Source organism: Sphingobium sp. OAS761, assembly GCF_024168485.1.
Taxonomy (GTDB): Bacteria; Pseudomonadota; Alphaproteobacteria; order Sphingomonadales; family Sphingomonadaceae; genus Sphingobium.
In genome coordinates, this window is the sequence record NZ_JALJVY010000007.1 from 94,673 (window position 1) to 119,188 (window position 24,516).

General features: G+C 66.5%; 19 protein-coding genes and 1 tRNA gene. 4 read left to right on the forward strand and 16 right to left on the reverse strand.

From position 1 onward, the window contains the following. Positions 1-14 precede the first annotated feature (14 nt). The 4 genes from J3E64_RS10955 to tpiA all read right to left on the reverse strand — a co-directional run bounded on the left by J3E64_RS10955 (position 15) and on the right by tpiA (position 5,634). Positions 15-2,555 carry a TonB-dependent receptor gene (locus J3E64_RS10955; RefSeq protein WP_253342787.1) on the reverse strand — a complete coding sequence of 847 codons (2,541 nt, stop codon included), beginning with the start codon at positions 2,553-2,555 and terminating at the stop codon, positions 15-17. Positions 2,556-2,696: 141 nt separating this feature from the next. Continuing rightward, entirely contained in the window at positions 2,697-4,331 is a 1,635-nt protein-coding gene (locus J3E64_RS10960) for a CTP synthase (protein ID WP_253342788.1), read from the reverse strand. Between the two features lie 90 nt (positions 4,332-4,421). Then, on the reverse strand, positions 4,422-4,784 hold the full coding sequence (secG, locus tag J3E64_RS10965; protein WP_253342789.1) for a preprotein translocase subunit SecG: 363 nt from the start codon (positions 4,782-4,784) through the stop codon (positions 4,422-4,424). 106 nt (positions 4,785-4,890) lie between these two features. Further along, positions 4,891-5,634: a triose-phosphate isomerase gene (gene tpiA, locus J3E64_RS10970; RefSeq protein ID WP_301287243.1), complete on the reverse strand. Its 744-nt coding sequence runs from the start codon at positions 5,632-5,634 to the stop codon at positions 4,891-4,893. A 199-nt stretch (positions 5,635-5,833) separates the two neighbouring features. Here tpiA and J3E64_RS10975 point away from each other — a divergent pair, with 199 nt between their 5' ends. After that, a complete protein-coding gene (locus J3E64_RS10975; RefSeq protein ID WP_253342790.1) occupies positions 5,834-7,786 on the forward strand; it encodes a peptidyl-prolyl cis-trans isomerase in 1,953 nt (650 codons plus the stop codon). A gap of 1 nt (position 7,787) precedes the next feature. Next, positions 7,788-9,308: an anthranilate synthase component I gene (trpE, locus tag J3E64_RS10980; protein ID WP_253342791.1), complete on the forward strand. Its 1,521-nt coding sequence runs from the start codon at positions 7,788-7,790 to the stop codon at positions 9,306-9,308. Between the two features lies 1 nt (position 9,309). On the opposite strand, the gene J3E64_RS10985 is transcribed toward trpE, so the two are convergent. From J3E64_RS10985 to J3E64_RS10995, 3 genes are all read right to left on the reverse strand, one after another. Then, positions 9,310-10,035, reverse strand: coding sequence for an extensin family protein (locus J3E64_RS10985; protein WP_253342792.1), 726 nt, complete (start codon positions 10,033-10,035; stop codon positions 9,310-9,312). A 3-nt stretch (positions 10,036-10,038) separates the two neighbouring features. Beyond that, positions 10,039-10,809 (reverse strand): NUDIX domain-containing protein, encoded by a 771-nt coding sequence (locus tag J3E64_RS10990; protein WP_253342793.1) that lies wholly within the window; start codon positions 10,807-10,809, stop codon positions 10,039-10,041. A 280-nt stretch (positions 10,810-11,089) separates the two neighbouring features. Continuing rightward, positions 11,090-11,165 (reverse strand) — tRNA-Ala (locus tag J3E64_RS10995). Between the two features lie 246 nt (positions 11,166-11,411). Between J3E64_RS10995 and J3E64_RS11000 the strand changes: the two genes are divergently transcribed. Beyond that, on the forward strand, positions 11,412-12,329 hold the full coding sequence (locus J3E64_RS11000; protein WP_253342794.1) for a DUF2171 domain-containing protein: 918 nt from the start codon (positions 11,412-11,414) through the stop codon (positions 12,327-12,329). A gap of 67 nt (positions 12,330-12,396) precedes the next feature. Here J3E64_RS11000 and J3E64_RS11005 read toward each other — a convergent pair whose 3' ends face one another. Together J3E64_RS11005 and J3E64_RS11010 are read right to left on the reverse strand one after the other, a co-directional pair. Beyond that, complete coding sequence (locus J3E64_RS11005) at positions 12,397-13,158, reverse strand: hypothetical protein (protein WP_253342795.1); 762 nt, start codon at positions 13,156-13,158, stop codon at positions 12,397-12,399. A gap of 62 nt (positions 13,159-13,220) precedes the next feature. Continuing rightward, positions 13,221-14,255 carry a COX15/CtaA family protein gene (locus J3E64_RS11010; protein ID WP_253342796.1) on the reverse strand — a complete coding sequence of 345 codons (1,035 nt, stop codon included), beginning with the start codon at positions 14,253-14,255 and terminating at the stop codon, positions 13,221-13,223. A gap of 149 nt (positions 14,256-14,404) precedes the next feature. Here J3E64_RS11010 and J3E64_RS11015 point away from each other — a divergent pair, with 149 nt between their 5' ends. Next, on the forward strand, positions 14,405-16,435 hold the full coding sequence (locus J3E64_RS11015; protein ID WP_253342797.1) for a PAS domain-containing sensor histidine kinase: 2,031 nt from the start codon (positions 14,405-14,407) through the stop codon (positions 16,433-16,435). Here the strand turns inward: J3E64_RS11015 and J3E64_RS11020 are convergent. Genes J3E64_RS11020 through peaA form a run of 7 tightly spaced genes read right to left on the reverse strand, consistent with a single transcriptional unit; the run spans position 16,424 to position 24,473 of the window. Beyond that, positions 16,424-17,119, reverse strand: a complete 696-nt coding sequence (locus J3E64_RS11020; RefSeq protein ID WP_253342798.1) for a S8 family serine peptidase — start codon at positions 17,117-17,119, stop codon at positions 16,424-16,426. The genes J3E64_RS11015 and J3E64_RS11020 overlap by 12 nt on opposite strands. After that, positions 17,112-18,815, reverse strand: a complete 1,704-nt coding sequence (locus tag J3E64_RS11025; RefSeq protein WP_253342799.1) for an ABC transporter ATP-binding protein — start codon at positions 18,813-18,815, stop codon at positions 17,112-17,114. Before J3E64_RS11025 ends, J3E64_RS11020 begins: the two co-directional genes overlap by 8 nt. Continuing rightward, complete coding sequence (locus J3E64_RS11030; RefSeq protein ID WP_253342800.1) at positions 18,812-19,801, reverse strand: hypothetical protein; 990 nt, start codon at positions 19,799-19,801, stop codon at positions 18,812-18,814. Before J3E64_RS11030 ends, J3E64_RS11025 begins: the two co-directional genes overlap by 4 nt. Positions 19,802-19,832: 31 nt before the next feature. After that, the gene (locus J3E64_RS11035; RefSeq protein WP_253342801.1) at positions 19,833-20,924 is read right to left on the reverse strand and encodes a hypothetical protein; all 1,092 of its coding nucleotides are present in this window, start codon (positions 20,922-20,924) and stop codon (positions 19,833-19,835) included. Positions 20,925-20,932: 8 nt separating this feature from the next. Next, positions 20,933-21,304 (reverse strand): quinohemoprotein amine dehydrogenase subunit gamma, encoded by a 372-nt coding sequence (gene qhpC, locus J3E64_RS11040; RefSeq protein ID WP_253342802.1) that lies wholly within the window; start codon positions 21,302-21,304, stop codon positions 20,933-20,935. Beyond that, the gene (peaB, locus tag J3E64_RS11045) at positions 21,301-22,749 is read right to left on the reverse strand and encodes a quinohemoprotein amine dehydrogenase maturation protein (protein WP_253342803.1); all 1,449 of its coding nucleotides are present in this window, start codon (positions 22,747-22,749) and stop codon (positions 21,301-21,303) included. Before peaB ends, qhpC begins: the two co-directional genes overlap by 4 nt. Further along, entirely contained in the window at positions 22,746-24,473 is a 1,728-nt protein-coding gene (peaA, locus tag J3E64_RS11050) for a quinohemoprotein amine dehydrogenase subunit alpha (protein ID WP_253342804.1), read from the reverse strand. Before peaA ends, peaB begins: the two co-directional genes overlap by 4 nt. Positions 24,474-24,516 lie beyond the last annotated feature (43 nt).

Genomic DNA, 24,516 nt, shown 5'->3' on the forward strand with positions numbered 1-24,516 from the left:
CAACGGCCGTCCGATCAGAAACGCACCGACCCGCCGACATAGAAGGTGCGGCCATAGCGTTCGTTCTGCGTGACCCAGTTGCGCACGCCGCCCTGATATTGACGGGTCGGTTCGTCGGTCAGGTTCTGCCCCTCCGCGAAGAGACGGACATTCTTCGTCAGGTCGAGCCCGATCTTCGCGTCCAGCCGGCGCAGATCGTCATTATACTGGTCGTTGAGCGCATCGTCCGCGGGCGCGATCAGCGCGCGGCCGGTATGGTGATAGGCGATGGAGGCCTCCACCGGTCCTTTCTGGTAGAAAAGCTGCGCGCCCCACAGCAGCTTCGACTGTTCAGGAAAGGCGATCGAGCCGCGCCCCGGCATCCGCAGGCTGGCGTCGATCAGGGTGAGGTTCAGGTTGACGCCGAGACCCGACAGCAGGCCGGGCAGGAAAGTGAATTGCTGCTGATAGGCGGCTTCGATCCCGACGATGTCGCCCCGGTCGGCGTTCAAGGTCTGGCTGAAATTGATCCGGTCATAGCCGACGCCGCCGAAGCTGCCATCGGTGATGGTGTAGCTTTGCGTGAAGATCGGGTTCCTGATGAACTTGGCGAAGGCGCCGACGCTCAGCAGGCCGCCGGGCGCGAAATACCATTCTCCGGTCATGTCGACGGCGTCGGCGACATAAGGTTTGAGCGCCGGGTTGCCGGTGCTGACATTGAGTTCGCCCTCCCCGTCCGAGGACAGTTCGCCGCCCGGCGACAGGTCGGAATATTGCGGCCGGCCGACGCTGCGCGAATAGGCGACGCGCAAGACCGTGTTGTCGGACGGGGTGATGCGCACGACCAGGCTGGGCAGCCAGTCGGTATAGCTGCGGCGGCCGTCGGTCGGCGTCACCACCTCGTCCTCCAGCAGGTAGCCGGTGATGCCGAGCCGGGTATGTTCGACGCGCAGGCCCGCCGTGACCGCGATCGATCCGAAGTCGAGATTGGCCATGGCGTAGCCCGCCAGTACATCCTCGCTCAGGCTGAAGTCGCCCAGCGTGTCATTGGCGAGCGTCGTCGCTTCGTTCAGCACGAACTGCGCGCCGCCCAGTTTTCCGTCGGTATAGGCCTTGATCAGATCCTCGCTGATCGCGGGCGTGAGGAGATAGCTGCGGCCGTCGCCCAGTTTCACGACGACATCGTCGCCCGACAGGCCCGCCATGGAGAAGCGGTTGGCGCTGCTGCCGCGCCCGTAGACGGCGTTGGACGAATTGAAATCCTTGTCCGTCCAGCGGCCGTTCGCGCCGATCTTCACGAAGCTGCCATCACTCAGCGCGGGCAGCTTGCCGGTCAGGTCGACGCGGGCCTGCCAGGTCTTTTCCAGACCATATTCGTCCTGCGCGCTATATTGGCGAAAACCCATGGCGGAGGGATCGAGATAGCCCTCGACCGGGACGGCGGTATAGAGCTTGTCGGTGAAATCGACGGCGACATTGCCGGGATTGCCCCGGAACTGCCACAGTTCATTGGGTTCGATGACTTCGTTGCGCGTGTGGGCTGCGCCGAAATCCAGCGTCCATCTGTCGGCGAATTGCGTGCTGCCCCCCGCCATGAAGGACAGGATCGACTTTTCCTTATATTCGGTGCGCAGGTCCGACCGCTGCTCGCTGGTGGAGGCGATACCGGTGAGGCCGTTCGCATCCCAGTCGATGTCCGAGAAATCGAGGCGGAAGCGCTGGCGATATTCATCCTCGGTGAATTTCGAATAGACGCCGCGCACATAGAGTTGCGTCGCGCCGCCGCGCCAGTCGAGCGAACCGGCCGCGCCGATGCGTTCGCGGCGCAGGCGATAGTCGGTATATTTGATGTTCGTGGGCACCGCCCCGCGCGCCGCATCGGCGTCGGGCGCCCAGTCGTCGGGATAGAGGCCGTAGCTGGTGTAGGTGCGGTCGGAATAGCTGGCGCCCAGCAGGATGCCGAACTGTTCGTCCGCGCCGAACCGCGCGCCCACCGTCGCATCGCCGCGCACCGGACGGTCGTCCTTGCGCAGTTCCTGATAGCCGACCTGGCCGTTGGCCTGGAAGATGAATGGTCGGTCGAAGTCGAAGGCGGTCTGCGTCACCAGATTGATGGTGGCGCCGATCCCCTGCCCCGTCAGGTCGGCGGTCTTGACCTTGGCGACCTCCACCCGGTTGAGAAGCTGTCCCGACAGGATGTCCAACGGCAAGGCGCGCGTGTTGCCGTCGGGATTGCCGATCTCGAACCCGTTGAGCGTATAGCCGTTGAGGCTGGAGGGCACGCCGCGCACCGCAACATAGCGTCCTTCCCCCTGATCATATTGCACGCCGACGCCGGGCAGGCGCTCTACCACCTCGGCGACATTCTTGTCGGGCAACTGGCCGATCTCGTCGGCTGCGGCCACGTCGACGATGCCGAGCGCCATCCGCTTTTCCTCGATCGAACGCTGTTGCTGCGCGCGCTGGCCGGTGACGACGATGGCGTCGCCCTCGCCCCCCGGCGCGGCCTCCTGCGCGTGGGCCGACCCGGCGATGGCAAGAGCAAGCAGACTGATCGAACCGGCAAGACAACGCATGACCCTGAACCCCCAATGAGATGGGGGGCGGGTATGCCGCTTTCGCTACCGCAGCATGTCCGATGCGTTACGGCGGAAAGACCCTAATATTATGGATTTGAGACAGACGCCCCGATGCGCCGGCATCGGGGCGAGGGTCGATCAGACCAGCCGGCTCTGCTTGACGGCCGCTTCGATGAAGCTGGCGAAGAGCGGGTGCGGATCGAACGGCTTGGACTTGAGTTCCGGGTGGAACTGCACGCCCACGAACCAGGGATGGTCGGGCCGCTCGACGATTTCCGGCAACATGCCGTCGGGCGACATGCCCGAGAAGATCAGGCCGCCCTTTTCCAGCGGATCGCGATAACCGGCATTTACCTCATAGCGGTGGCGATGCCGTTCGCTGATCTCCGTCGTGCCGTATATGCCCGCCACCACGCTGTTGCCGGTCAGGCTGGCGGGATAGGCGCCCAGCCGCATCGTCCCGCCAAGATCGGTCTCGGCCGTGCGCTTCTGGAGGCCTTCCTTGCCCATCCATTCGGTGATGAGGCCGACGACCGGTTCGGACGTTTCGCCAAATTCGGTGGTCGACGCATTGTCGATGCCGGCGGTGTGGCGCGCGCCTTCGATGCAGGCCATCTGCATGCCGAGGCAGATGCCGAAGAAGGGGACGCCGCGTTCGCGCGCGAAACGGACGGAGGCGATCTTGCCTTCCGACCCGCGCACGCCGAAGCCGCCGGGGACGAGGATGCCGTGCATCGGTTCGAGCCGGGCGGCGATGTCCGCGCCCTCTTCCTCGAACAGTTCGGCATCGATCCACTTGATGTTGACCTTCACCCGGTTGGCGAATCCGCCGTGGGTCAGCGCCTCGTGCAGCGATTTATAGGCGTCGGGCAGGCCGACATATTTGCCGACGACGCCGATGGTCACCTCGCCCTCGGGATTTTGCTGGCGATCCATGATGTCGGCCCAGCGATCCAGCGACGGTGCGGGCGCGTCGGCGATCCCGAAGGCGCGCAACACTTCGGCATCCAGCCCTTCGGCATGATATTGGCCGGGGACGGCATAGATGCTCTTTGCGTCGAGCGCGGGAATGACCGCTTCGGGACGGACGTTGCAGAAAAGCGCGATCTTGCGCCGCTCGCTCTCGGGCAGCGGATGTTCGCAGCGGCACAGCAATATGTCCGGCTGGATGCCGAGCGAGGTCAGTTCGCGCACGCTGTGCTGGGTCGGCTTGGTCTTAAGCTCCCCCGCCGCCGCGATATAGGGGACCAGCGTCACATGGACGAAGATCGACTGACCGCGATCGAGATCGTTATGAAGCTGGCGGATCGCCTCCATGAAGGGCAGCGATTCGATGTCGCCCACGGTGCCGCCGATTTCGCACAGCACGAAGTCGAGGTCGTCCGTATCGGCGGTGGCGAAAGCCTTGATCTCGTCGGTGACGTGCGGGATCACCTGCACCGTAGCGCCCAGATAGTCGCCGCGCCGTTCCCGCGTGATGATGGTCTGGTAGACGCGCCCCTGCGTCACATTGTCGCTCTGGCGCGCGGACACGCCGGTGAATCGCTCATAATGGCCAAGGTCGAGGTCGGTTTCCGCCCCGTCGTCGGTCACATAGACCTCGCCATGCTGATAGGGCGACATGGTGCCCGGATCGACGTTGAGATAGGGATCGAACTTCCGGATGCGCACGCGATAGCCCCGTGCTTGCAGCAGCGCTGCAAGGGATGCGGCCATAAGGCCTTTTCCGAGCGAGGAGACCACGCCGCCGGTTATGAAAATATACCGCGCCATGGGGGTGGAGGCTTAGCCTTTCGGAACAACAAAGGGCAAGCGCGCGAATCCACGCGCGCTTAAAAAAAGATCGAAAGATCGGCGACGTTTTTAGTTGGCGAGCGGAACCGCGCCGTTGGACGCGGGCGAATCAGCCGCATTGCCCAGCGGAGCCGCGCCGTTGGCGGCGGGCGCGCCCTGCGTCGCCGGCACCTGCTTCACCAGCGAGGTATCAATGTCGCTGGGGGCGTGACGCACCGACGCGATAACCGCCATCACAATGGACAGCAGCACGAAGATGCTGGCGAGGATCGTCGTGGAACGGGTCAGGAAATCCGCCGCGCCGCGTGCCGACATGAAGCCCGCCGGGCTGCCGCCGACGCCCAGGCCGCCGCCTTCCGATTTCTGCATCAGGATGACGGTGACCAGCAGGGCCGCCACGATGGCCTGCACGACGAGGAGGAATGTGAACATGCGACGATTTTCTGTCCGGTGATGGAGTGCCTTGGCGCGCACATAGCGATGAAGGGACGCGGGGGCAACCGGTGTGAACCGGCGGTGCCCCCCGGCGTCGTTTCGGTCAGGCCGCGGCCTGGACGATCGGCGCGAATTTCGCGGCGGTCAGGCTGGCGCCGCCCACCAGCCCGCCATCGACATCCGCGATCGCCAGCAGTTCCGCGGCATTGTCGCCGTTCATCGAGCCGCCATAGAGGATGCGCACCGCCTGCGCGGCGTCGCCGATGCGACCGGCCAGCGCGTCGCGCAGCGCCCGGTGCATGGCATCGACCGCATCCATGGTGGGAATGCGGCCGGTGCCGATCGCCCAGATGGGTTCATAGGCGATGGCCAGCCAGTCCCCCGCCGCGCCGTCGGGCAGGGACGCGAGCAACTGCGCCGACACCACCGCTTCGGCGTCGCCCGCGTCGCGCACGTCCAGGCTTTCGCCCACGCACAGAATGACCTTCAGCCCGGCGGCGCGCGCCGCCAGCGCCTTTGCCGCGATGTCGGCGTCGCTTTCGCCCTGGTCCTGCCGACGCTCGCTATGGCCAACGATGGTCCATGTCGCGCCGGCTTCGGCCAGCATCGCCGCCGACAGGCAGCCGGTGTGGGCACCGCTGTCCTTCATGTGACAATCCTGCGCCCCGACGAAGGCGCCGCCCTTGCCGGCATCGGCCGCCGCGATCAGCGTCGCGGGCAGGCACAGGCCCACATCGACGCCCGGATGCGCCGCCGCCAGCGTCCCGATCGCCTCGACCTCGCCCAACTGGGCCTTCATGCCGTTCATCTTCCAGTTGCCAACGACCAGCTTGCGCCTGTCCGCCAATGTACTTCCCCTTGTGATCCTTGCTGCACGTCGCGACGAACCGTCCGCACCACCCGCCGATGCAGGCATGTCTCCCCGGACGGGCCGGCCGCACGGCCCGCGATGGCGGCGCGTCGCGCATTTGTCCAGTCCAAGCCTTGCCGCCGACCCGCTTCACCCCTAAAGCGGGCCGCCATATTTCCGCTGTTCGGATCATTTCATGCTCTCTGTCCTTCGTCGCATCATTCATTCCAGGTTCGGGGCGCTGTTCGCGATCCTGTTCCTGGGCGTCATCGCCGCAGCGTTCATCCTGGGCGACGTCACCAGCGGGAAGTTCGGCACCGGATCGATGCTGGGCGGCGGCACGGTCGCGAAGGCCAAGGGCTATGCGCTGACCGAGGCGGAGTTGCAGGATCGCGTGCAGCGCGTGTTCGAAAACGCCCGGCGATCCAGCCCCGAGCTTCAGATCGCCGATTTTTTCGCGCAGGGCGGCGGCGACCAGGTCTATGACCAGCTGGTCGCGTCGCTGACGATGCGCGCCTTCGCCGACGCGCAGGGCGTGCATATCAGCAAGCGGCTGGTCGACGCGCAGATCGCGCAGATTCCCGCCTTCCAGGACGCGGCCGGCAATTTCAGCCAGGAAAATTTCCGCCAGCTGCTGGTGCGTGAGCGCATCACCGAACAGGCGCTGCGTGACGACATCAGCCGCGAGATACTGCAACGCCAACTGCTCGGCCCGGTCGGACTGGGTGCGCGGCCGACCGAGAGCCAGGCACTGCCCTATGCGTCGCTGCTGCTGGAAAAGCGGCAGGGATCGGTCGCCGCCATCCCCGCCGTCGCCTTCCTCGACCCCAAGGACCCGACCGACGCGCAGCTTGCCGACTTCTACAAGAAGAACGCCGCGCGCTTCACCATCCCCGAACAGCGCCGCATCCGCTACGCCGTGATCGATGCAGAGCGGTTCGCGCAGGCGGCGCAGCCTTCAGACGCAGAGATTTCCGGTTATTACAACCAGAACAAGGCGGCCTACGCCGCGACGCAGACCCGCACCATCGAGGAGCTGGTGCTGCCGACTCAGGCGGCGGCCAAGTCCATCGCCGATCAGGTGAAGGGCGGCAAGAGCCTGTCCGCCGCCGCGCAGGGCGCCGGCCTTGCGACGTCGACCCTGTCGGACCAGACCGTGCCGCAGCTGACAAGCGCCGCCAACAAGGCGGTCGCAGACGCCGCCTTCGCCGCCGGGCAAGGCGATCTGGTCGGGCCGATCCGCGCGCCGCTGGGATGGCTGGTGGTGCGGGTGACGGCGGTCAAGGAAACGCCGGCCAAGGCGCTGGACGCCGTGCGCGGCGACATTGTCGACACGCTGCGCGCGCAGAAGGAAAAGCAGTTGCTGGCCGATTTCACCGGCAAGCTGGAGGACCAGATCGGCGACGGCGACAGTTTCGAGCAGGTGGTCAAGGACAACGGCCTGAAGCTGGAGACCAGCCCGGCGCTGCTGTCGACCGGCAAGCAGGCGAAGGATCAGGCCTATGTGCCGTCCGACGACGTCAAGCCGCTGCTGGCGCCGGTCTTTGCGATGAGTGCGGACGACGATGCGCAGCTGGTTCCGATCACGGCGGACAAGCGCTATGCGCTGGTCGCGCCCGGCGAGATCATCGCCGCCGCACCGCCGCCGCTGGCGGAGGTCAAGTCGCTGATCGTCGCCGCATACAAGCTGGACGCGGGCAACCAGAAGGCCAAGAAGCTGGCCGAGGATATCCGCGCCAAGGTCGCCAAGGGCGCCAAGCTGGCCGACGCCATCGCGCAGTCCGGCGTGCGGCTGCCCCCGCCGCAGCAGCTTGGCGGCACCCGCGCCGAGATCATGCGCGGCGAGCAGCGCCCGCCCGCCGAAGTGGCGATCCTGTTTTCCATGGCGGAAAACACGGTCAAGACGCTGCCGATCAGCCAGGGGCGCGGTTATTTCGTCGTGCAGCTGAACAAGATCGATCCGGGCGACGCGAGCAAGCAGCCCGAAGTGGTCAAGCAGTTGCGCGACGAGCTGGGCCGTGCCACCGGCGAGGAATATGCCCAGCAGTTCGAGCGCGCGATCGAGAAGGAACTGGGCGTGACCCGCAACCCGAAGGCCGTCGCGCAGGCGCGTCAGGCACTGGCCGCCACCAGCAGCGGCGCGCAGTAACATGGCGAACCGGGGGGCGGCGGACGGCGTGGCATCGGCGCGCGCGGCACTGGCACGCGGCGAGTCCGCGCTGGTGTGGCGACGGCAGGTCGCGGATACCGACACGCCAATTTCCGCCGCGCTCAAGCTGTTCGAGGCCGACCGGGGCGACTATCTGCTCGAATCGGTCGAGGGCGGCGCGGTGCGCGGCCGGTACAGCCTGATCGGGCTGGCGCCCGACCTGGTCTTTCGCGTGGAAGGCGACAGGGCGGAGATCAACCGCCAGTGGACCACCGACCGCGACGCCTTCGTCCCGGAAAGCGCCGGTGCGCTCGCCGCGCTGCGCGCACTGGTGGCGGAATGCCGGGCGGAGATGGACCCCGGCCTTCCCAATGCACTCGCCTGCCTGGTCGGCTATTTCGGCTATGAGACGGTCGGACTGGTCGAAAAGCTGCCCCGCCCCGCACCCAATCCGATCGGCGTGCCCGACATGCTGTTCGTCCGGCCGACCGTCATCCTGGTGTTCGACCGACTGGCCGATGCGCTCTACATCGTGTCGCCGGTGTGGAAGGGCAGCTTCACCGATCCCGACAAAGCGATCGCGGCCGCGCTGGAACGGATCGACGCCACCGCCGCCCGGCTGGCCGCGCCCCTGCCGGACATGCCCGTCCCCGCCGACATCGCCGATGTGGCGGTGACGCCCGTACTGGAGCCGGGGCGCTACGCGCATATGGTAGACGCGGCGAAGGACTATATCGTCGCGGGCGACATATTCCAGGTGGTGCTGGCGCAGCGTTTCACCAGCCCCTTCACCCTGCCCCCGATCGCGCTCTATCGCGCGCTGCGGCGGATCAACCCGTCGCCGTTCCTCTATTATCTTGACCTGCCCGGCTTTGCCCTGATCGGATCGAGCCCGGAAATTCTGGTGCGCGCGCGCGACAGCGAGGTGACGATCCGCCCGATCGCCGGCACCCGGCCGCGCGGCAGGACGGCGGTGGAGGATGCCGCCAACCGCGAAAGCCTGCTCGCCGATCCCAAGGAGCGGGCCGAGCATCTGATGCTGCTGGACCTGGGCCGCAACGATGTCGGCCGAGTCGCCGCCGCCGGCAGCGTGACCGTGACGGACAGCTATAGCGTCGAATTCTACAGTCATGTGATGCACATCGTGTCGAACGTGGTCGGACGTCTGGCCGACGACAAGGACGCGATCGACGCCCTGTTCGCCGGCTTTCCGGCAGGCACCGTGTCGGGCGCGCCCAAGGTCCGCGCCTGCGAGATCATCGCCGAACTGGAGCCGGAAACGCGCGGCGCCTATGCCGGCGGGGTCGGCTATTTCGGCCCGGACGGCAATATGGACAGCTGCATCGTGCTGCGCACCGCCGTGCTGAAGGACGGCGTCATGCATGTGCAGGCGGGTGCGGGCATCGTAGCGGATTCGAACGCGGACTATGAACAGCGCGAATGCGAGGCGAAGAGCGGCGCATTGCTGGCCGCCGCGCGCGAAGCCGTGAGCGTGTCGCGGGAAGCCCGGTTCGGGCAGTAGGTCAGCGGCAGACGCGGCCGCCCAGCGCGCCGCGTTCCGCCTGGTCCAGGTGGAAATGATCGCGATGCGCCGCGTTGTAATCGGGTGACAGCACCGTCGAGAAGAGGCCGCACGCCCCGTCGCGCACGGCGTGCAGGAAGGCGGCGTCCCGGCCCTGCCCTGCCCAGTCATTCACCACGCTGACCCGCCGGCCGTCCTTCAGCACGAAGGCTGCGATGTCGATCGCGTCCGCCGTCGCATGTTCGCTGAACGCGCCTTCGCTGCGGCCATAGAGGCGACGGCAGCTATAACTGCCGAAATGCGCCACCGTCCGGACCGGCTGACCGAAGACATGTTGCGCCGCGGGCTGGACGACATGCCATTCCCAAAGTTTCAGCGCCGCCGCCACCGGGCAGGACGGCGCGACCGAGGCCGGGGAAAGCGCTATCGCGTCGGCGCCGAGGCGCAGCCGCACCGCGTCGGCATGGCGGCACTGGCCCGTGCCTCCCGGCGCGACGGGCGCATAGGCGACACCGGCGCGGTCGAGCAGCGCCCTGCACCGCGCGGCGTCGCCGGTCAGCGCCGCCAGCTTGCGCCCGGTGAACAGACCGATCGGCCGTTCCAGGTCGAGATCGGTCCAGGGCAGGTCCTGCGGCCTGTGCCCCAGCCAGGCATAGGCGAGCAATGCCAGTGCGAGGCAGGCAATCAGCAGAAAGACCCGGCGGAGGACAAGATGAAGGCGACGCATCGCCTAGCCGCGCTGCACCCGGCGCATCGGTTCCGAGGTAACGGGGTAGCCCAGATGATCGGGGATGCACAGACAGGTTTCACCGTCCCTTTCCTCCTGCCAGGGCCGGATCTTTTCGACCGGGAAAGCGGCCGCATGGGCGACCATGTCGGCATGGGAGGCGAAGGGGGCGAGGCGTTCGAGGTTACGACGGGTCGGAAAGATGATCCGCCCCTCCCCCGCGTCGCAAAGGGACAGCGTGTCGGCGGCGCTACCCCACAGCAGCCGCACATTTTCGGTCGTGTCGACGCTGGCCACCTGCCCTTCGGGCGCGCGTGCCAGGTAAAAACGCGTATCGAATATGCGCGTCGCCCGCTCGAACGGCGCGGGGTGCCAGCGGGCGAAGGGGACGAGTTGATCCAGCGCGAGGCCGATATCATGCCGGGTCAGCAGCGCGCCAAGCGGCTGGCCGTCATGCAGCCCGTCGCGAAGCCGCAACAGGGCGGCGGCATCGACCGCCCCGACAAGGCCGACACCGATGCCGGCCTCCTCTATCGCTTCCCGGATCGCGGCGATCCGGCTCGCCGCTTCGTCCTGCGGCAGGCCGTGGTCTGTTTCAAGGGCCAGCGCGCGGTCGGCATCGTCCACCGCGCCGCCGGGAAAGACCAGCGCCCCGGCCGCGAACGCCAAGGTCGGCGCCCGCTGCACCATCAGCAATGATGGCATGGCGCCGGGCCGGTCCCGCACGATCACCACTGTCGCGGCCGGCCGGTCCAGAGTCGATGACTGTGTCATTGCAATTCCTGTGTCATGGCCTTGCCCTACGACGCTTTTCCGTCCGGGCGAAACCCTGCGGCCGCGGACTTGCGACAAAAAATGCCCTGGAACGCGTCCGCAGGGACCGTGATCGCGACGCGGCGCCCGATGCCCGAGCGGATTTGTGCCCGCGGCCAGCGACAACAGCGCACAAGACTATGGCGGAGATACCCCGGATGCCGAGGCGAAAACACGCTGAAGAGTCGGATGGAGCCCCGGTTCCAAACCCATAACCGAAGGCGAAACCAATTCCGAGAATTGGTGGAGCCGAGGGGGATCGAACCCCTGACCTCGTCATTGCGAACGACGCGCTCTCCCAGCTGAGCTACGGCCCCTTGAAGGAGCGCTGCCTATAAGCGAGCCATCTGTGCCATGCAACGGTGTTTTGCGCAAAAATTCGGAGGGCCGCCCATGCCCGGTCGGCGTAGCCGGGAAGCGCGAAAATCCGCCAGCGGCGAAGCGAGGCTGCACCCGGATATTACTCCTGCGTAACGCCCGGAACGATGCCCGCGCCCGCACATTGAAGGGGGGACGGTGCCGCAAGGATGCCGCCTCCAAGACGCAGACGAAGGAGAAGGACAATGGGTTACCAAGGCGCACGCCGCTATGGTGATGATCGCTATTCGGCCGGATGGGACCGCGGCGACGATCGCTACCGCCGGGACAGGCGCGAAGAGCGCGGCTATCGATATGGCACGCGCGGCCAATTCGACAGTCCCGACTATCGCCGTGGACCCGATAGCTACGATCCCGACGAGCGCGGGTTTTTCGACCGGGCGGGAGACGAGATCCGCAGCTGGTTCGGCGACGAGGAAGCCGAGCGCCGCCGTGAATATGACGAATATTATAATCGCCCCTACGGCGATCCGCGCGACCCGTCGAGCCGTGTCGGCTTCGCGTCCGCCTCGCGCAGCGACAGCTACCTCCCCAATCGCGGCTATGCGCCCTACACCAGCGAGCGGAGCGGCTTCGGCAGCGAAGATCATGGCTATCGCACCCGCGCATTCGGCCCGGCGCAGGATCACGGGTCGCACCATGACAGCAACTATCACGCGTGGCGGCAACAGCGCATCGACGAGCTGGATCGCGACTATGCCGAATATCAGAACGAGAACCGGTCGCGGTTCAACTCTGAATTCGGCACCTGGCGCAATCGTCGCAGCGAACAGCGTCAGGCCCTGGCCCAGGTGAAGGAACATATGGAAGTCGTCGGCAGCGACGGCGAACATGTCGGCACCGTCGACAAATGCCGGGGCGACCGCATCATCCTGACCAAGAACGACCAGGATGCCGGCGGCGTGCACCATTCCATCCCGTCGCGGTGGATCAAGTCGGTCGACGCGACGCGTGTGACCATCGAAAAGACCGCCGAGGAAGCGCAGGACGCATGGCGCACCGAGCGCGAACAGGGCGCGATGTTCGGCCGTGACGAACGCAGTCCGAACGGGCGCGAAAATGGTCTGACGAGCGGCGGCTACGTGGCCGGCCGCTACCGCTGATCAGCAGCAACGACGATATGGAAGGCCCGGCCGATGCGCCGGGCCTTCTGTTTGTTTCATGCCGCCTTCATGGCCGTGCCGGGCGAAGATCGCGCTCCTCGACCAGGCGCCTTTCGCCCATGACCATTCTGCGCACCTGGTGCTCCACCAGTCCGGTGGCGCCGGAGAGGCGATAGTGCATCGTGACATCCACCCCGTTCCCGGCGAGGACTTCCTCCAGTTCAAGCTGATCGCCGCTCCGTCCCTTGACATGCAAGACCCCCTCGACCGACACTGGCCGACCAAGTGGCGACCCGGCCACCGTCCTGACCCCCCGCCCCGTGGCGTCATCCACATTGCCGCCGGCAAAGAGCAGCAAGGGCTGATATTCGCCGGCAAGCAGGGCAAGGCGGGATTGAGGAGCAAGGCCGGCAAAAAGAGCCTGTACCGCCACGCCGGCGCGATGGCGCGGCGTGTCCGGCGCGAATGTCCCGATCATCCGCGCCAGGCCCGATTCGACGCTCGCCCACACCTGATCCATGTCGTCCAGGGACTGGATATGCCCCTGGGCGTCCAGTCGAAAATGCATCTCCACGCCGACAAGCGGGGTCAGCGCCGCACGGAAGGGCTCCGCCGCGGCAGGCGGCGCGTCGCTGTCAATCGCGACCAGCGTCGCTTGCAACCGGTAACCGTCGCCATCACGCGTGAAGCGTAGCGACCGCGTCGCGGTAAACCGGCGCATTGCCGATTCAATCGTACGGCTTTGATCGACGCGGTAGACGAGCGACCGGTCGACCGGCGGGGAGAATGGAATGGCGACGATGTCGGCGCCGGCCGATGCGGCCGTCATCGCCGCCGCCATCATGGACAGGACTTTCAAGGCAGGCCCGCACAATCTGGCGGCAGGCACCGTTACGCAGCCTTGCGACCAACGGCATGGGCGCCCCACGCGGCGCTGGCGACGACCAGCGCGCCGACGGCCTGATGCAGCACCGCCAGCGGCAGGGCGATACCGCTCACCACCGTCAGGATACCAAGCAATATCTGTGTGCCCACCGTCGCATTGATCGCTATCGACGGCCCGCGCCAGCCCGCCCGCCGGGCGCGCCGCGCCAGCATGACCAGGGCCAGTGCGGCGATCCACGCCCACCAGCGATGGATGAAGTGGACGAGATAGGGGTCGCTCGACAGCGTCGCCCAGAAGGAGCCGCCCCAGTCGATTCCTTCCGGGACGAAATGGTCGTTCATCAAGGGCCATGTGCTGGACACATAGCCCGCATCGAGCCCGGCGGTGAAGGCCCCGAACATCAACTGGACGAACAGCGCCAGCAACGTCAGCAGCGCGGCGCCGCGCATCCGGGCCGGCCGCGCATGGGGATGACGCGCCAGCGCGAACAGGTCCAGCGCCGTCCAGATCAGCCCGCCCATGATGAAAAGGGCGGTCAGCAGATGCACCGCCAGACGATAATGGCTGACATCGGTGCGCACCGACAGGCCCGATTCCACCATCCACCAGCCGATCGCTCCCTGAAGCCCGCCCAGCGCCAGCAGCGCGACGAGGCGCCAGCCATAGCCTGCCGGGATCGCGCGCTTCCAGGCGAACCAGAGCAGCGGCAAGGCGAAAGCCATGCCGATCAGCCGGCCGAGCAGGCGATGCGTCCATTCCCAGAAGAATATGAACTGGAAATCGGACAGGCTCATGCCCCGGTTGATTTCGCGATATTCGGGAATCTGCTGATACAGGCGGAACGCCTCCATCCACTGATCATGGGTAAGCGGCGGGATGGCGCCGGTGATCGGTTTCCACTGGGTGATGGACAGTCCGGATTCGGTCAGACGGGTGATGCCGCCGACGACGACCATGCAAAAGACCAGCGCTGCCACAACGAGAAGCCACCAGGCCAGGGCGCGGGGTCGCGCGGTGGGTGCGGGTGCAAAACGCGTCATCGGCGGTCACATGCGCCGATGCCCGTGCCGTTACAAGAGTGCATTTTAATGTACAAATATCTTTTCATCCTAACAGGATGGAAACATTAGCGCGACGGGACGTATCGTTTCCGATCGGGTCGGGGGGCTGAACAATTATGGTGGGGAGGATGGAAGCGCACCAGACCATCGAGACCATGATCGCAAGCCAGGGGTCCCTGGGACGGCTGATCGCCGCGATCGACGGGTCATCACCGCTGGGACCGGTGGAATCCTGGTCGCCTGCGCTGGTGTCGACCGTTCGCCTGTTGCTGTCGTCCCGCGCGGAAATCGCCCTGTTCTGGGGGCCGGATCTGTGCGCGCTGTATAATGAATCCTATGCGCCTACCATCGGTGACAAGCATCCCCGCGCGCTGGGGCGACCGGCACGCGAAGGCTGGGCCGAATTGTGGGACGACCTGGCGCCGCTGCTGGATTCGGTGTTGAACGGAGGCGAGACGGTCCATGCCAAGGATCGTCCCTTCTACATCGAGCGTGACGGCGGCCGGGGCGAGGAAGTGTTTTTCGACATTTCCTATTCGCCCGTGTTCGAGGCGGACGGATCCATCGGCGGTGTTCTGTGCATTGTCAGCGAAACCACGCAGCGCGTCCTGGCCGAAAGGCAGATGGCGACCGAGCGCAACCGGTTGTGGGCGCTTGCGCGCGATCCGTTCCTGATCGCCGATGCCCGGGGGACATGGCTCGCCGCAAGCCCGGCCTGGACCGACATATTGGGGTGGTCGCAGGCGGAACTGATCGGCCGGACGTCGGAATGGATGGAACATCCCGACGATGTGGAGCGGACACGGGGCAGGATCGAGGCCATTGCGGCCGGCGAGCAAGCGAGCCGGTTCGAAAACCGGTTTCGCGCGCGGAACGGCAACTATCATATCTTCAGCTGGACCGCCGTCGCGGACGGCGACCTGATGTTTTGCGTGGCGCGTGACGTCACCGAGCATAGGGCCGAGGCGCAGGCGCGCGCGGACGCCGAGGCGGCGTTGCGACAGGCGCAGAAAATGGAGACGCTGGGGCAATTGACCGGCGGTGTCGCGCATGACTTCAACAACCTGCTCCAGGTCGTCACCGGCAATCTGGACCTGCTGATGCGCAAGTTGCCCGCGGACGATGCCAGGCTGCAACGGGCGGCGCAAAATGCCATGGCGGGCGCCGAACGTGCCGCAGTCTTGACGCAGCGGCTGCTCGCCTTTTCCCGGCGACAACCGCTGATGCCCCGCGCAATGGACCCCAGCCAGCTGGTATCGGGCATGCATGACCTGCTGCGCCGCAGCCTGGGCGAGACGATCCAGATCGACACCTGCCTCAACCCGCAGGCCTGGACGATCGAGGTGGATCATAACCAGCTTGAGAACGCCCTGATCAACCTGGCTGTCAATGCCCGCGATGCCATGCCGGACGGCGGCACGCTGCGAATCGCGGTCGACAACATCTATGTCGAGACGGCGGCAATGGCGGGAGAGCCCGACATCGCTCCGGGCCAATATGTGCTGATCACGATCACAGACAGCGGCGAAGGCATGGATGCCGATACGGTGCGCCATGCCATCGAACCCTTTTTCACGACCAAGGATGTCGGACGCGGTACCGGGCTGGGCCTGTCGATGGTCTATGGCTTCATCAAGCAATCTGGCGGGCACATGCGCGTGTTGTCGAAGCCGGGTGAAGGCACCAGCATCAACCTCTATCTGCCGCGCCTGCATGGCATGGCGCCGGTCGAGGCGGCATCTGCCGTGGAACCGACGCGCAAGGGCGGCAACGAAACCATCCTGCTGTGCGAGGACGACCAGCAGGTCCGCGCCTATTCCGCCGACGTCCTGCGCGATCTGGGCTATCGGGTGATGGAGGCGGAAACGGCGGCCGAGGCGATCCGGGTGCTGGAGGCGTCGAGCGACCCCATCGACCTGCTGTTCACCGACGTCGTTCTTCCCGGCGGCCGGAGTGGTGCCGACCTTGCCCGCGATGTCCATGCCCGCTGGCCGGACCTGCGAATCCTCTACACCACCGGCTATGCGCGCGACGCCATCGTGCATCATGGGCGGCTGGACCCCGGCGTCGACCTGCTGACCAAGCCGTTCAGCTATGGCGACCTGGCCGCGAAGGTGCGTGAGATACTCGATCGCCAGGCGATGGTGTCACCGGCCTAGGGCATCGTCGGCCGGGCGTCCGGCCGGGTCCGCCGCCGCGCCAAGCTGCACCAGTCGGCGCGCAACTTCCTGTCGCCCCCGTCGCGCGATAATGCCGCTCATATTGGCTACGGCAAAGCTGACACCGTGCAGGTTGCGGCGCTGCGGTACGCCGGGAATCGGCCGGGGTCGGCCGGATGCATGCAGGATGCCGTCCCGCTCCACTATGGTGTCGCGCGCACAGTCCCAGTCCGGCGCCACGCCCAGTATCCGGTCCAGGCTGCCCGGATAACAGGGCGTCCCTTCCACCGCGCGCGCCGCGACGACGAGCACGCCCGCCGCAAGGGCGCGATCGGCGGCGGCTTCAAACAGGGCACGGTGCGCCGGGTTCGTCGTCCCCAGGCTGAGGTTGACGATCTCCACGCCTTCCCACACCGCCCGGTCGATCGCCGCAACCAGCGCCCGCGCGGTCGTGCGGAGCGATTCGTGAAACACGCGGATCGGCAGGCAGGACGCCTGCTTCGCCTGATCCTGGATCGCCGCGGTCACGGCCGTGCCGTGTCCAAGCCGGTCGACCGCCTCGTCACGGGACACCGTTCCGTCCGCCGCAACCGCGAAGCCGGGCAGCAGCCGGGCGGCGTCGATATGCGGATGGCCCGGATGCACGCCGCTGTCGATGATGGCGATGCGGACAGGATCAGACATGGACCGGACCGGCACGCCGGGTCATGGTCGCCCGCCCGTCCTTCAGCGCGATGACATGGTCCGCCATCTGCGCCAGCAGGGGTTTGTGGGTGATGACGATGATGGTCGCGCCGGGCAATGCCGCGCGCAGGCGGTCCGCGACCAGTTGTTCCGTATCGCCGTCCAGCGCCGATGTCGGTTCATCCAGGATGAGGATGCCCGGCCGGCGCAGCAGGGCGCGCGCCAGCACGATCCGCTGCCGCTCGCCCGCCGACAGGGCCATGCCGCGCTCGCCCGCAGGCGTGTCGTAGCCTTCGGGAAGCCGGTCGATGAAGGCGTCGAGCCCGGCCGCATGCGCCGCCGCCTCGATCTGCGCCCGGGTGACGTCCGGCAGGGCGAAGCCAATATTGGCGGCGATCGTGTCGTTGAACAGCCAGGGTGCCTGGTCGACCAGGATGATTTCGCGCCGCAGGTCGTCCAGCCGGCAATCGCGCAGGTCCACATCGTCCACGCTGATGCGCCCTCTGTCCGGGTCGAGATAGCGCACCATCAGGTCAGCCATGGTCGATTTGCCCGCGCCGCTGGGTCCCAGGATCGCACACAGGCTGCCCGCAGGAATGGTCAGGTCCACATGGCGCAGCACGGCATCGCGGTCGTAGCGCATCGCCACCGCTTCGAACCGCAGTGTGCCGGCGCCCGTCAGGGGCCGGGCGCCGGCACGCTCCACCACGTCGGGAGGGGTGTCGAACAGTTCGAAGATACGCCCCAGCGACACCCGTGCCGACGCAAGGCCCGACGTCAGGCCCATGAGCGTCTGGATCGGCGAGAGCAGCCGCATATGATAGGTCATGAAGGCGACCAGCGTGCCGATGCTCATGTCCCCTTCTATGATGCGCCAGCCGCCGTAGAGGATCACCGCCGACGTCGCCGCCGTCATCAGCGTGCCGGGCAGCGCCCCGGTCAGGAAGGAGGCCACCTGCATCCTGAGCATCGCGGCGACGAAGGCGTCGTTCCTCGCCCTGAACCGCCCGACCTCATGCTCGCCCGCGCGCAGCGACGCGACCACGCGCATCCCCATCACCGTATCGACCAGCAGGCTGCCCAGATCCGCACCCCGTTCGCGCATGGTGCGCGTCAGCGCGGTCAGGCGGCGCTGGTAATGGGAGAAGATGGCGAGGCTGGCAGGAACGAGCAGCACGCTGACCAGGAACAGGCGCCAGTCGAGCCACAGCATCATCGCCACGCAGCCGACGAAGAAGAGCAGGTTGCCGACAACCGAAAGCAGCGTGTCCGCCGCGATCCGCTGCACGTCGCTGACGTCGCTGTTGAGGCGCGACACCAGGTCGCCCAGCCGGAAACTGCCGTAGAAACGAGGCGAGAGCGTCTGGAGATGGCGCAGCAGGGCGGCGCGAATATCGTAGAGCATCGCCGCCGACAGCGCGACGTAGCGATAGCTGGCGAGGATGTTGACGGCGAAGCCTCCTATCGTCACGCCGATCATGATCGCCGCAATCCGCACCAGCGCGCCCATGTCCCTTTGCAGCAGGGCCTGGTCGATCAGCAGCTTGGACAGATAGGGCTGGGCAAGGCCCGACAGGGTGGACAGGAGGCTGATCGCCAGAACGCCCAGCAGGGCGCCGCGATAGGGCTTGAGAAAAGGGGCGAGCCGCCGGTAGGTGCGCCAGTCGGCGACCGGGGGCGACGGGGCTTGCGTCATGCCGCCACCGGTCGCGGAACAAGGCGCAGACCATCGAGCAGGAACCGCGGTTCGGGCAGCATCGCGAGCAGGCCGGTGCACCAGCGATGCCCCTCCATCAGCGCGTCATGCTGGCCGCGCCACCAGTCCCCGCTTCCACCATCGGCATAGAATTGCGCGCAGAGCAGCAGGTGCCGCCGCATCGTCGCGATCAGCATGGACTGGTAGTGGGACAGCAGCGCCGCCCGGTCACCGCCTTCGGCAATGGCGGCAACGACCGCCGAGGCGAGGATGGCTTCCCGCACCGATTGCGCAGCGCCGTCGCCGCAAAGGGGATCGAAGCCGATCGCCGCCGTCCCGCACGCCAGCCAGTCAGCGCCGGTCATCGGCAGATGCAGGCGCGGTGCGGCGGGAAACGGCGTGGATGCCGCCCCCACGGCGTCTACGCCCGGCGCGATCAGGGCGCTTCCCCCCAGCAGCCCGTCGATCGGTGCACCGACTCCCAGCAGCCAGCCCTGCCCTTCGCCCGCCGGGACCAGATAGAGCCACCCGTCCGCCACGGCCTCGATCCGGGCTTCCCGCGCGCTGGCGGGGTCGCGCAGCATCACCCGCGCGGCCATGGCATGGCGATCGCCGAAAACATGCATGGTGCCCGCCGGCACCGACGAAGCGGCATGGATGGTGAAGTCGACAGCGCCTTCGGGCGACGATGCCGGCGCGGGCAAGGCCGCCTGAAGCTGCCCCTCCGACAGGAGCACGCCGCCATGCGGAACGGTCGCCGTGCGCCCGCCCCAGTCGACCAGCCGCCGCGACACGCGGGGGAAGTCCGCAAACAGGCCGGGCTGACCGAATATGTCGCGGATGAGTGCCAGCGCGGGGTCGCCGAGCATGATCGTGGGCACCGGCGCGCGCGCGACAGGATCGACCGACACAGGCAGGCCGGCGTTCGCCAGAAGATGCGCGCACGCGCGTGCGGCGATGCCTGCGCCCCGGATGGCGACGGCCATCAGGTGCGCCCGCGGCCCGTCGCCACGCGCGTCACTGGACGGCAACCATGCCCGCACCCGTCGTATCGTTGCCCAGGTCCCATTTGGTTTCCAGTTTCAGCGTTGTGGCGTCGTACACCTCCACATCGTAGCTGGCGCCGTAGATGTAGAGCTTGCGGCCATCCAGCGACATGCCGAAGCGGAAGCGCGAGCGGCACGGAAACTCGGCCTTGTCGACCACCGCGTTGGTGGTCAGGTCCATGTGCCAGAATTCGCAGCGCTTCGACCCCAGCTTGCCGTTGACCACCACGGTATAGGCCTGCTTCCCGTCCGGCGTGACCTCCAGCCCCGCCATGCTTTCGGGCGCGGGGCCGATGGGCGTGAAGTCGAACCGGCGGCTGTTGAGATCGAAGCGGGCGACCCCGAACATCTTGTTGTGGATATAGGGATCGGACGCGTTGAACAGCGACACGAACTGCCCCGGCGTGCGCATTGTTTCCAGCGACCCGCCAAAGCCCACATTTTCAAGGCCCGTACCATCCGGCCGGGCAAGGTCGATGCGGTCCACGACCTTGAGCGTGGCGGTGTCGACGATCACCACCTTTTCCCCGAAGGCGTAGAGAAACCGGCCGTCCGGCGATACCTTGTAGGACATGCGCCAGCCGCCGCCCGACCGCTCGTCCTCCTTGTCCAGTTCGACGGTGCGGGCGATCTTCCGGGTCTTGAGGTCGATCGCCGCCCACATCGGCTTGCTGATCGTGTAGCGATCCGCCCCTTTGTCGATGCGGGTCAGCAGCGTGTAGAAAAATCGTCCCGCCGGATCGGGCGTGCCGCCCCAGAAGCGATAGCGCGTCGTGCCGTCATTGAGGCTGAACTTGCTCACCACGGTGCGGGCGGCGGTGTCCACCACCTCGATCCCGCTGGTGGTGATGGTCGTCACATAGATGCGCTTGCCGTCGTCGGACAGGATCATCGACGTCGGCAGGCCGGTCGCCAGGGTCAGCTTTCCGGTGACCGACGCCGATCCTTCGTCGAAGATCAGCAACTGGTCGGGATAGGAGCCCATGAAGAGCGTGGCGGCGGGCGCCGGGACGGCGGCCAGCATGGCCAGGCAGAAGGCGGGAAACCGGCGGAAAGTCAGCATGGCGCGCCTCATGGGAAAACAAGGTCGAGATTGCGCCAGTCCTTGGTGGCCGTGGCGCAGTTGCTGGCCCAGTCGGGCGAGTAATTGACATGGTCGGGGACCTGCACCGGCCAGAAGCAGGTGACGTAGCAGTCGTAGATGTCGCGCTCGACCGGCTGGCAGAGGCCCGCCGTACCCCCGCCCGCATCGACTTCCCAGCCGGGCGAGAAGGACAAGGTGCACCCCATCGGCACATGGGGCCGTGGCTGCTGTTGCAGGGCTATGACATCTTCTTCCATGTCGGCATCCGCCCCGGCGGCGGGCGATGCCGCCGCCTCGATCTGCGCCACCGCCTCGTCGATCGCGCGCGCCTTTTTGTTGATGGCACGAAGATGCTTCATGACAGGCCCTTTCGTTCAGCGAAGCGTTCGAGGAAGCCGGGATTTTTCACCGCCAGTTCGCCATAGATGCGCAGGCAGGTGTCGGTCCATTGCCGGATCCAGTCGCAATAATGGAGGTTGGCGTGGCCCGTGTCGCCATAGCGCACGAACGCTTCATGATGGCATCCGCCCGCGCACAGCGGTCGCGCCCAGCAGCTCTGGCAGTCATATTTCGCCTCGACATGGCCGCGCGCCAGGAAGTCGCCCTGCTTGGCCCGGTCGATGCCGCTCGACACATGGCCCATTACATGCGTGTCGGCGTCGGTGAAGCGGTGGCAGGGCGACAGGTCGCCCGAGGGGCTGACCCCCATCAGGCCCAGCCCGGCCCCGCATGGATGCGATTTGTTGACGCCGGAGATCAGTTCGCTGATCGTCTCGCTGACATTGGTAAAGCCGTGCACCTCGCCGCGCAGGGCGAATTCCAGCCATTCTTCGGCCAGCGCGCCGAACTGCGCCAGCACATCGTCCATGCCATTGGCGTCGATCGAATAGGCGCGCGTTTCGCCGCTGGTGACGGGGGCGAAGCCGACTTCGTGGAAGCCGAGGTCGTCCTTCAGATGGCGGAAGATGCGCACGACGTCGGTGACGCCTTCGGTCAGCGTCACGCGCGCGGTGACGGCGCGGGTCTTGTGGCCGGCGATCAGCGTGCGCAGGCGCGGTTCGATGACCGCATAGCTGCCCTTGCCGTTCTTGTAGACGCGATGCTTGTCCTGCACCTCCGGCGGGCCGTCCATGGAGACGGTGACGCCGATGCGATTGTCCGACAGGAAGGTGACGATCTCCTCCGTCAGCAGCGTCGCATTGGTGGTCAGGCTGTAGGTGATCCCCTTCCCCGCCGCCGCCGTCGCTCCATTGGCATAGCTCACGACGTCGCGCAGCAGCTTGAAATTCATCAATGTTTCGCCGCCGAAGAAGGTGATGTGTACCGCCTTGCGCCCGGTCGCTTCGGCGATCAGCAGGTCGACCGACGCCTTCGCCGTTTCCAGCGTCATATATTTGGGCTTGCCCGCAGGCGTCGCGATCTTGTCCGCGCCGAATTCGTAGCAATAGGTGCAGGCGAGATTGCACTGGTTGGTGACGTTGAGCACCAGCGCCTGTAGCGGAAAGTCGGCCGGCGGCGCCTGCGGCATGACCGGCGCGGCGGCGCCAAGCTGGATCAGCCGCGCAACGCGCAATTCGCGCACCAGCGCCTCGGCATCCGCCGCATCACGCCCGTCCCCCGTCAATTGCCGCACGAGCGCGGCGTGGGCGACGTCCTGCCCGTCGAGGCGGGACAGCACCGCCTGCACGTCCGTGTCGATCTCGAAGATCGCACCGGCGCTCACGAGATAGACGAAATCCGCGCCTCCCGCCGTGAAGCCATGATATTCCGCCCGGCGATAGGCCGGTGCCTGCATGACCGTCATCGCGCCACCTCCGGCTGGTCGAACCGCTGATACATGGGCACCGTCACGACCAGATAGGCCCGGGCGCTCAACGGTCGCCCGAACTTGTCCCTTTCCTTCCTCGCGGTGGCGACGACCCATACCTCGCCATAATTGTTGCGGCCGAAGCGGCGTTCGGGATTGGGCCCCTCCACGCCCGGCGTGAAGAAGGCGGTGGGGCTTAGCGCGCCCACATATTTCATGTCGTCGTCATAATAGACCGACATGAATTCCTGCATCGACCAGTCGGCATCGACCGGCCCCAACGCGACGTCGTCGCTGGTATTGGGCTTGCCGTCCGGGCCGTTGTCGTAGCCGGTCGCCTCGAACTGCTGATACCCCTTGGCGAACTTTATACCGCCCAGCCGGGCCAGCGCGGTTTCCGGGGTCGCCTTGATATAATCGACGTTGCGATAGACCGGGAAAGCCTGTTCCAGCACTGCGCCGGCAACCTGCACGTCGCGCGGCCCGGGCATTGCGGCGGGCGCCACATCGGCTGCGATCACCATTTCCTGCGGGGTCGCCGACAGAATTTTGGTTACCGAAACACCCGCGCCCAGATCGATGTCGGCGGCGGCGGGAGATAGGGGCAGATTATGGCCCAGGATGCGCATCTGCACGCCTCTCGTCCCGACCTTCACCGGGCCGGGCACGACGGCCAGAATGGCGGGCGCGGCGGTGGCCCGGACCAGTTTCACGTCATAGCCGAATTCCTGATATTCGCCCCAGAACCAGCGCCCCTGCGCGCTTTGCTGGTCCGGCGCGAACCACATCGTCTCGCGCGCGGGGCTGGCCAGGTCGTCGGGGGTCGCGGCGGCGGTCCCCTTCGACGATCCGCGCCAGCTATATCCGGCATAGAGGATGCCCGTCCCGCTGCGGCTGATCGTGGCGCCGTCGCCCAGAGCGCGCAAATGCGCCTGCGTGATGAATTCGTCGGGCGCCTTGCCCGGCGCGACAGTGAAGTCGCCCACGAAACGGCCCTTTCCGGGAACCGATGCCACCACCAGCCAGTCCCCGGCCAGGCGCGGCGCCCGCTGGCGCGCGCTCCACGCAGCCCATTCCGGAGAGTGCAGCCCGGCAACCTTGGGCAGATAGGTAAGCGCATATTCGCCGCGGGTCAGCTTGTCCTTGGGATCGCGACCCTCGGGCTGTTCGCTGTCCTCTGCGGGCCGGCGATATTGCGCATCCGCCTGTGAATAGAGAGCGACGTGCAGGTCCTGAAGCGTCTTCCATTCCATCTTCGACCGGCGCCAGGACATGGGCTGGGCATAGGCGTGGCAACTGGCGCAGGCGCCATGCATGGTTTCGTTGGGGATGATGCTTTCGTCGATGATCCGCTTTTCGGCCAGATACATGACGGGCTTTGCCTCCTCCGGCGCCAGCCCGTGCGAGGCGGCGAGCGATTTGACGACCGCGCGGCTTTCATCGGGGGTCAGATACAGTCCGTTGAGGCGCACCATCCGCTTGATCGCCTGCGACCAGCCCTCCGGCGTAGTGCGGACCCAGCTGATGCGGCTCAGATTGCCCTTCGCGTCCGGGGTATGGCAGCCGCCGCATTTTTCCCGCACCAGCGGATCGGTGACGGGGATGCCGGGTTCTGTTTCCTTCATCGCGGCGCCATCCGGTGCTCCGTTCGATTGCGCGAACACGACAGACGCGGAAAACAGCGCCAGCAAGGCCAGTTTCGTGACGGGAAGCCGCTTCACCCCAGATGTCCCCCTTCACGCGGAACGGTGCCGCGTTACCATC

Bases quoted from the DNA above. Each gene is read 5' to 3' on its own strand.
- J3E64_RS11015 (WP_253342797.1), top strand. From the start codon at position 14,405: ATGGAAGCGCACCAGACCATCGAGACCATGATCGCAAGCCAGGGGTCC.
- J3E64_RS11025 (WP_253342799.1), bottom strand. From the start codon at position 18,815: ATGACGCAAGCCCCGTCGCCCCCGGTCGCCGACTGGCGCACCTACCGG.
- J3E64_RS10955 (WP_253342787.1), bottom strand. From the start codon at position 2,555: ATGCGTTGTCTTGCCGGTTCGATCAGTCTGCTTGCTCTTGCCATCGCC.
- J3E64_RS10990 (WP_253342793.1), bottom strand. From the start codon at position 10,809: ATGACACAGTCATCGACTCTGGACCGGCCGGCCGCGACAGTGGTGATC.
- J3E64_RS10960 (WP_253342788.1), bottom strand. From the start codon at position 4,331: ATGGCGCGGTATATTTTCATAACCGGCGGCGTGGTCTCCTCGCTCGGA.
- secG (WP_253342789.1), bottom strand. From the start codon at position 4,784: ATGTTCACATTCCTCCTCGTCGTGCAGGCCATCGTGGCGGCCCTGCTG.
- qhpC (WP_253342802.1), bottom strand. From the start codon at position 21,304: ATGAAGCATCTTCGTGCCATCAACAAAAAGGCGCGCGCGATCGACGAG.
- J3E64_RS11035 (WP_253342801.1), bottom strand. From the start codon at position 20,924: ATGCTGACTTTCCGCCGGTTTCCCGCCTTCTGCCTGGCCATGCTGGCC.
- J3E64_RS11010 (WP_253342796.1), bottom strand. From the start codon at position 14,255: ATGACGCGTTTTGCACCCGCACCCACCGCGCGACCCCGCGCCCTGGCC.
- J3E64_RS11020 (WP_253342798.1), bottom strand. From the start codon at position 17,119: ATGTCTGATCCTGTCCGCATCGCCATCATCGACAGCGGCGTGCATCCG.
- J3E64_RS10975 (WP_253342790.1), top strand. From the start codon at position 5,834: ATGCTCTCTGTCCTTCGTCGCATCATTCATTCCAGGTTCGGGGCGCTG.
- J3E64_RS11005 (WP_253342795.1), bottom strand. From the start codon at position 13,158: ATGACGGCCGCATCGGCCGGCGCCGACATCGTCGCCATTCCATTCTCC.
- J3E64_RS11030 (WP_253342800.1), bottom strand. From the start codon at position 19,801: ATGGCCGTCGCCATCCGGGGCGCAGGCATCGCCGCACGCGCGTGCGCG.
- trpE (WP_253342791.1), top strand. From the start codon at position 7,788: ATGGCGAACCGGGGGGCGGCGGACGGCGTGGCATCGGCGCGCGCGGCA.
- J3E64_RS11000 (WP_253342794.1), top strand. From the start codon at position 11,412: ATGGGTTACCAAGGCGCACGCCGCTATGGTGATGATCGCTATTCGGCC.
- J3E64_RS10985 (WP_253342792.1), bottom strand. From the start codon at position 10,035: ATGCGTCGCCTTCATCTTGTCCTCCGCCGGGTCTTTCTGCTGATTGCC.
- peaB (WP_253342803.1), bottom strand. From the start codon at position 22,749: ATGACGGTCATGCAGGCACCGGCCTATCGCCGGGCGGAATATCATGGC.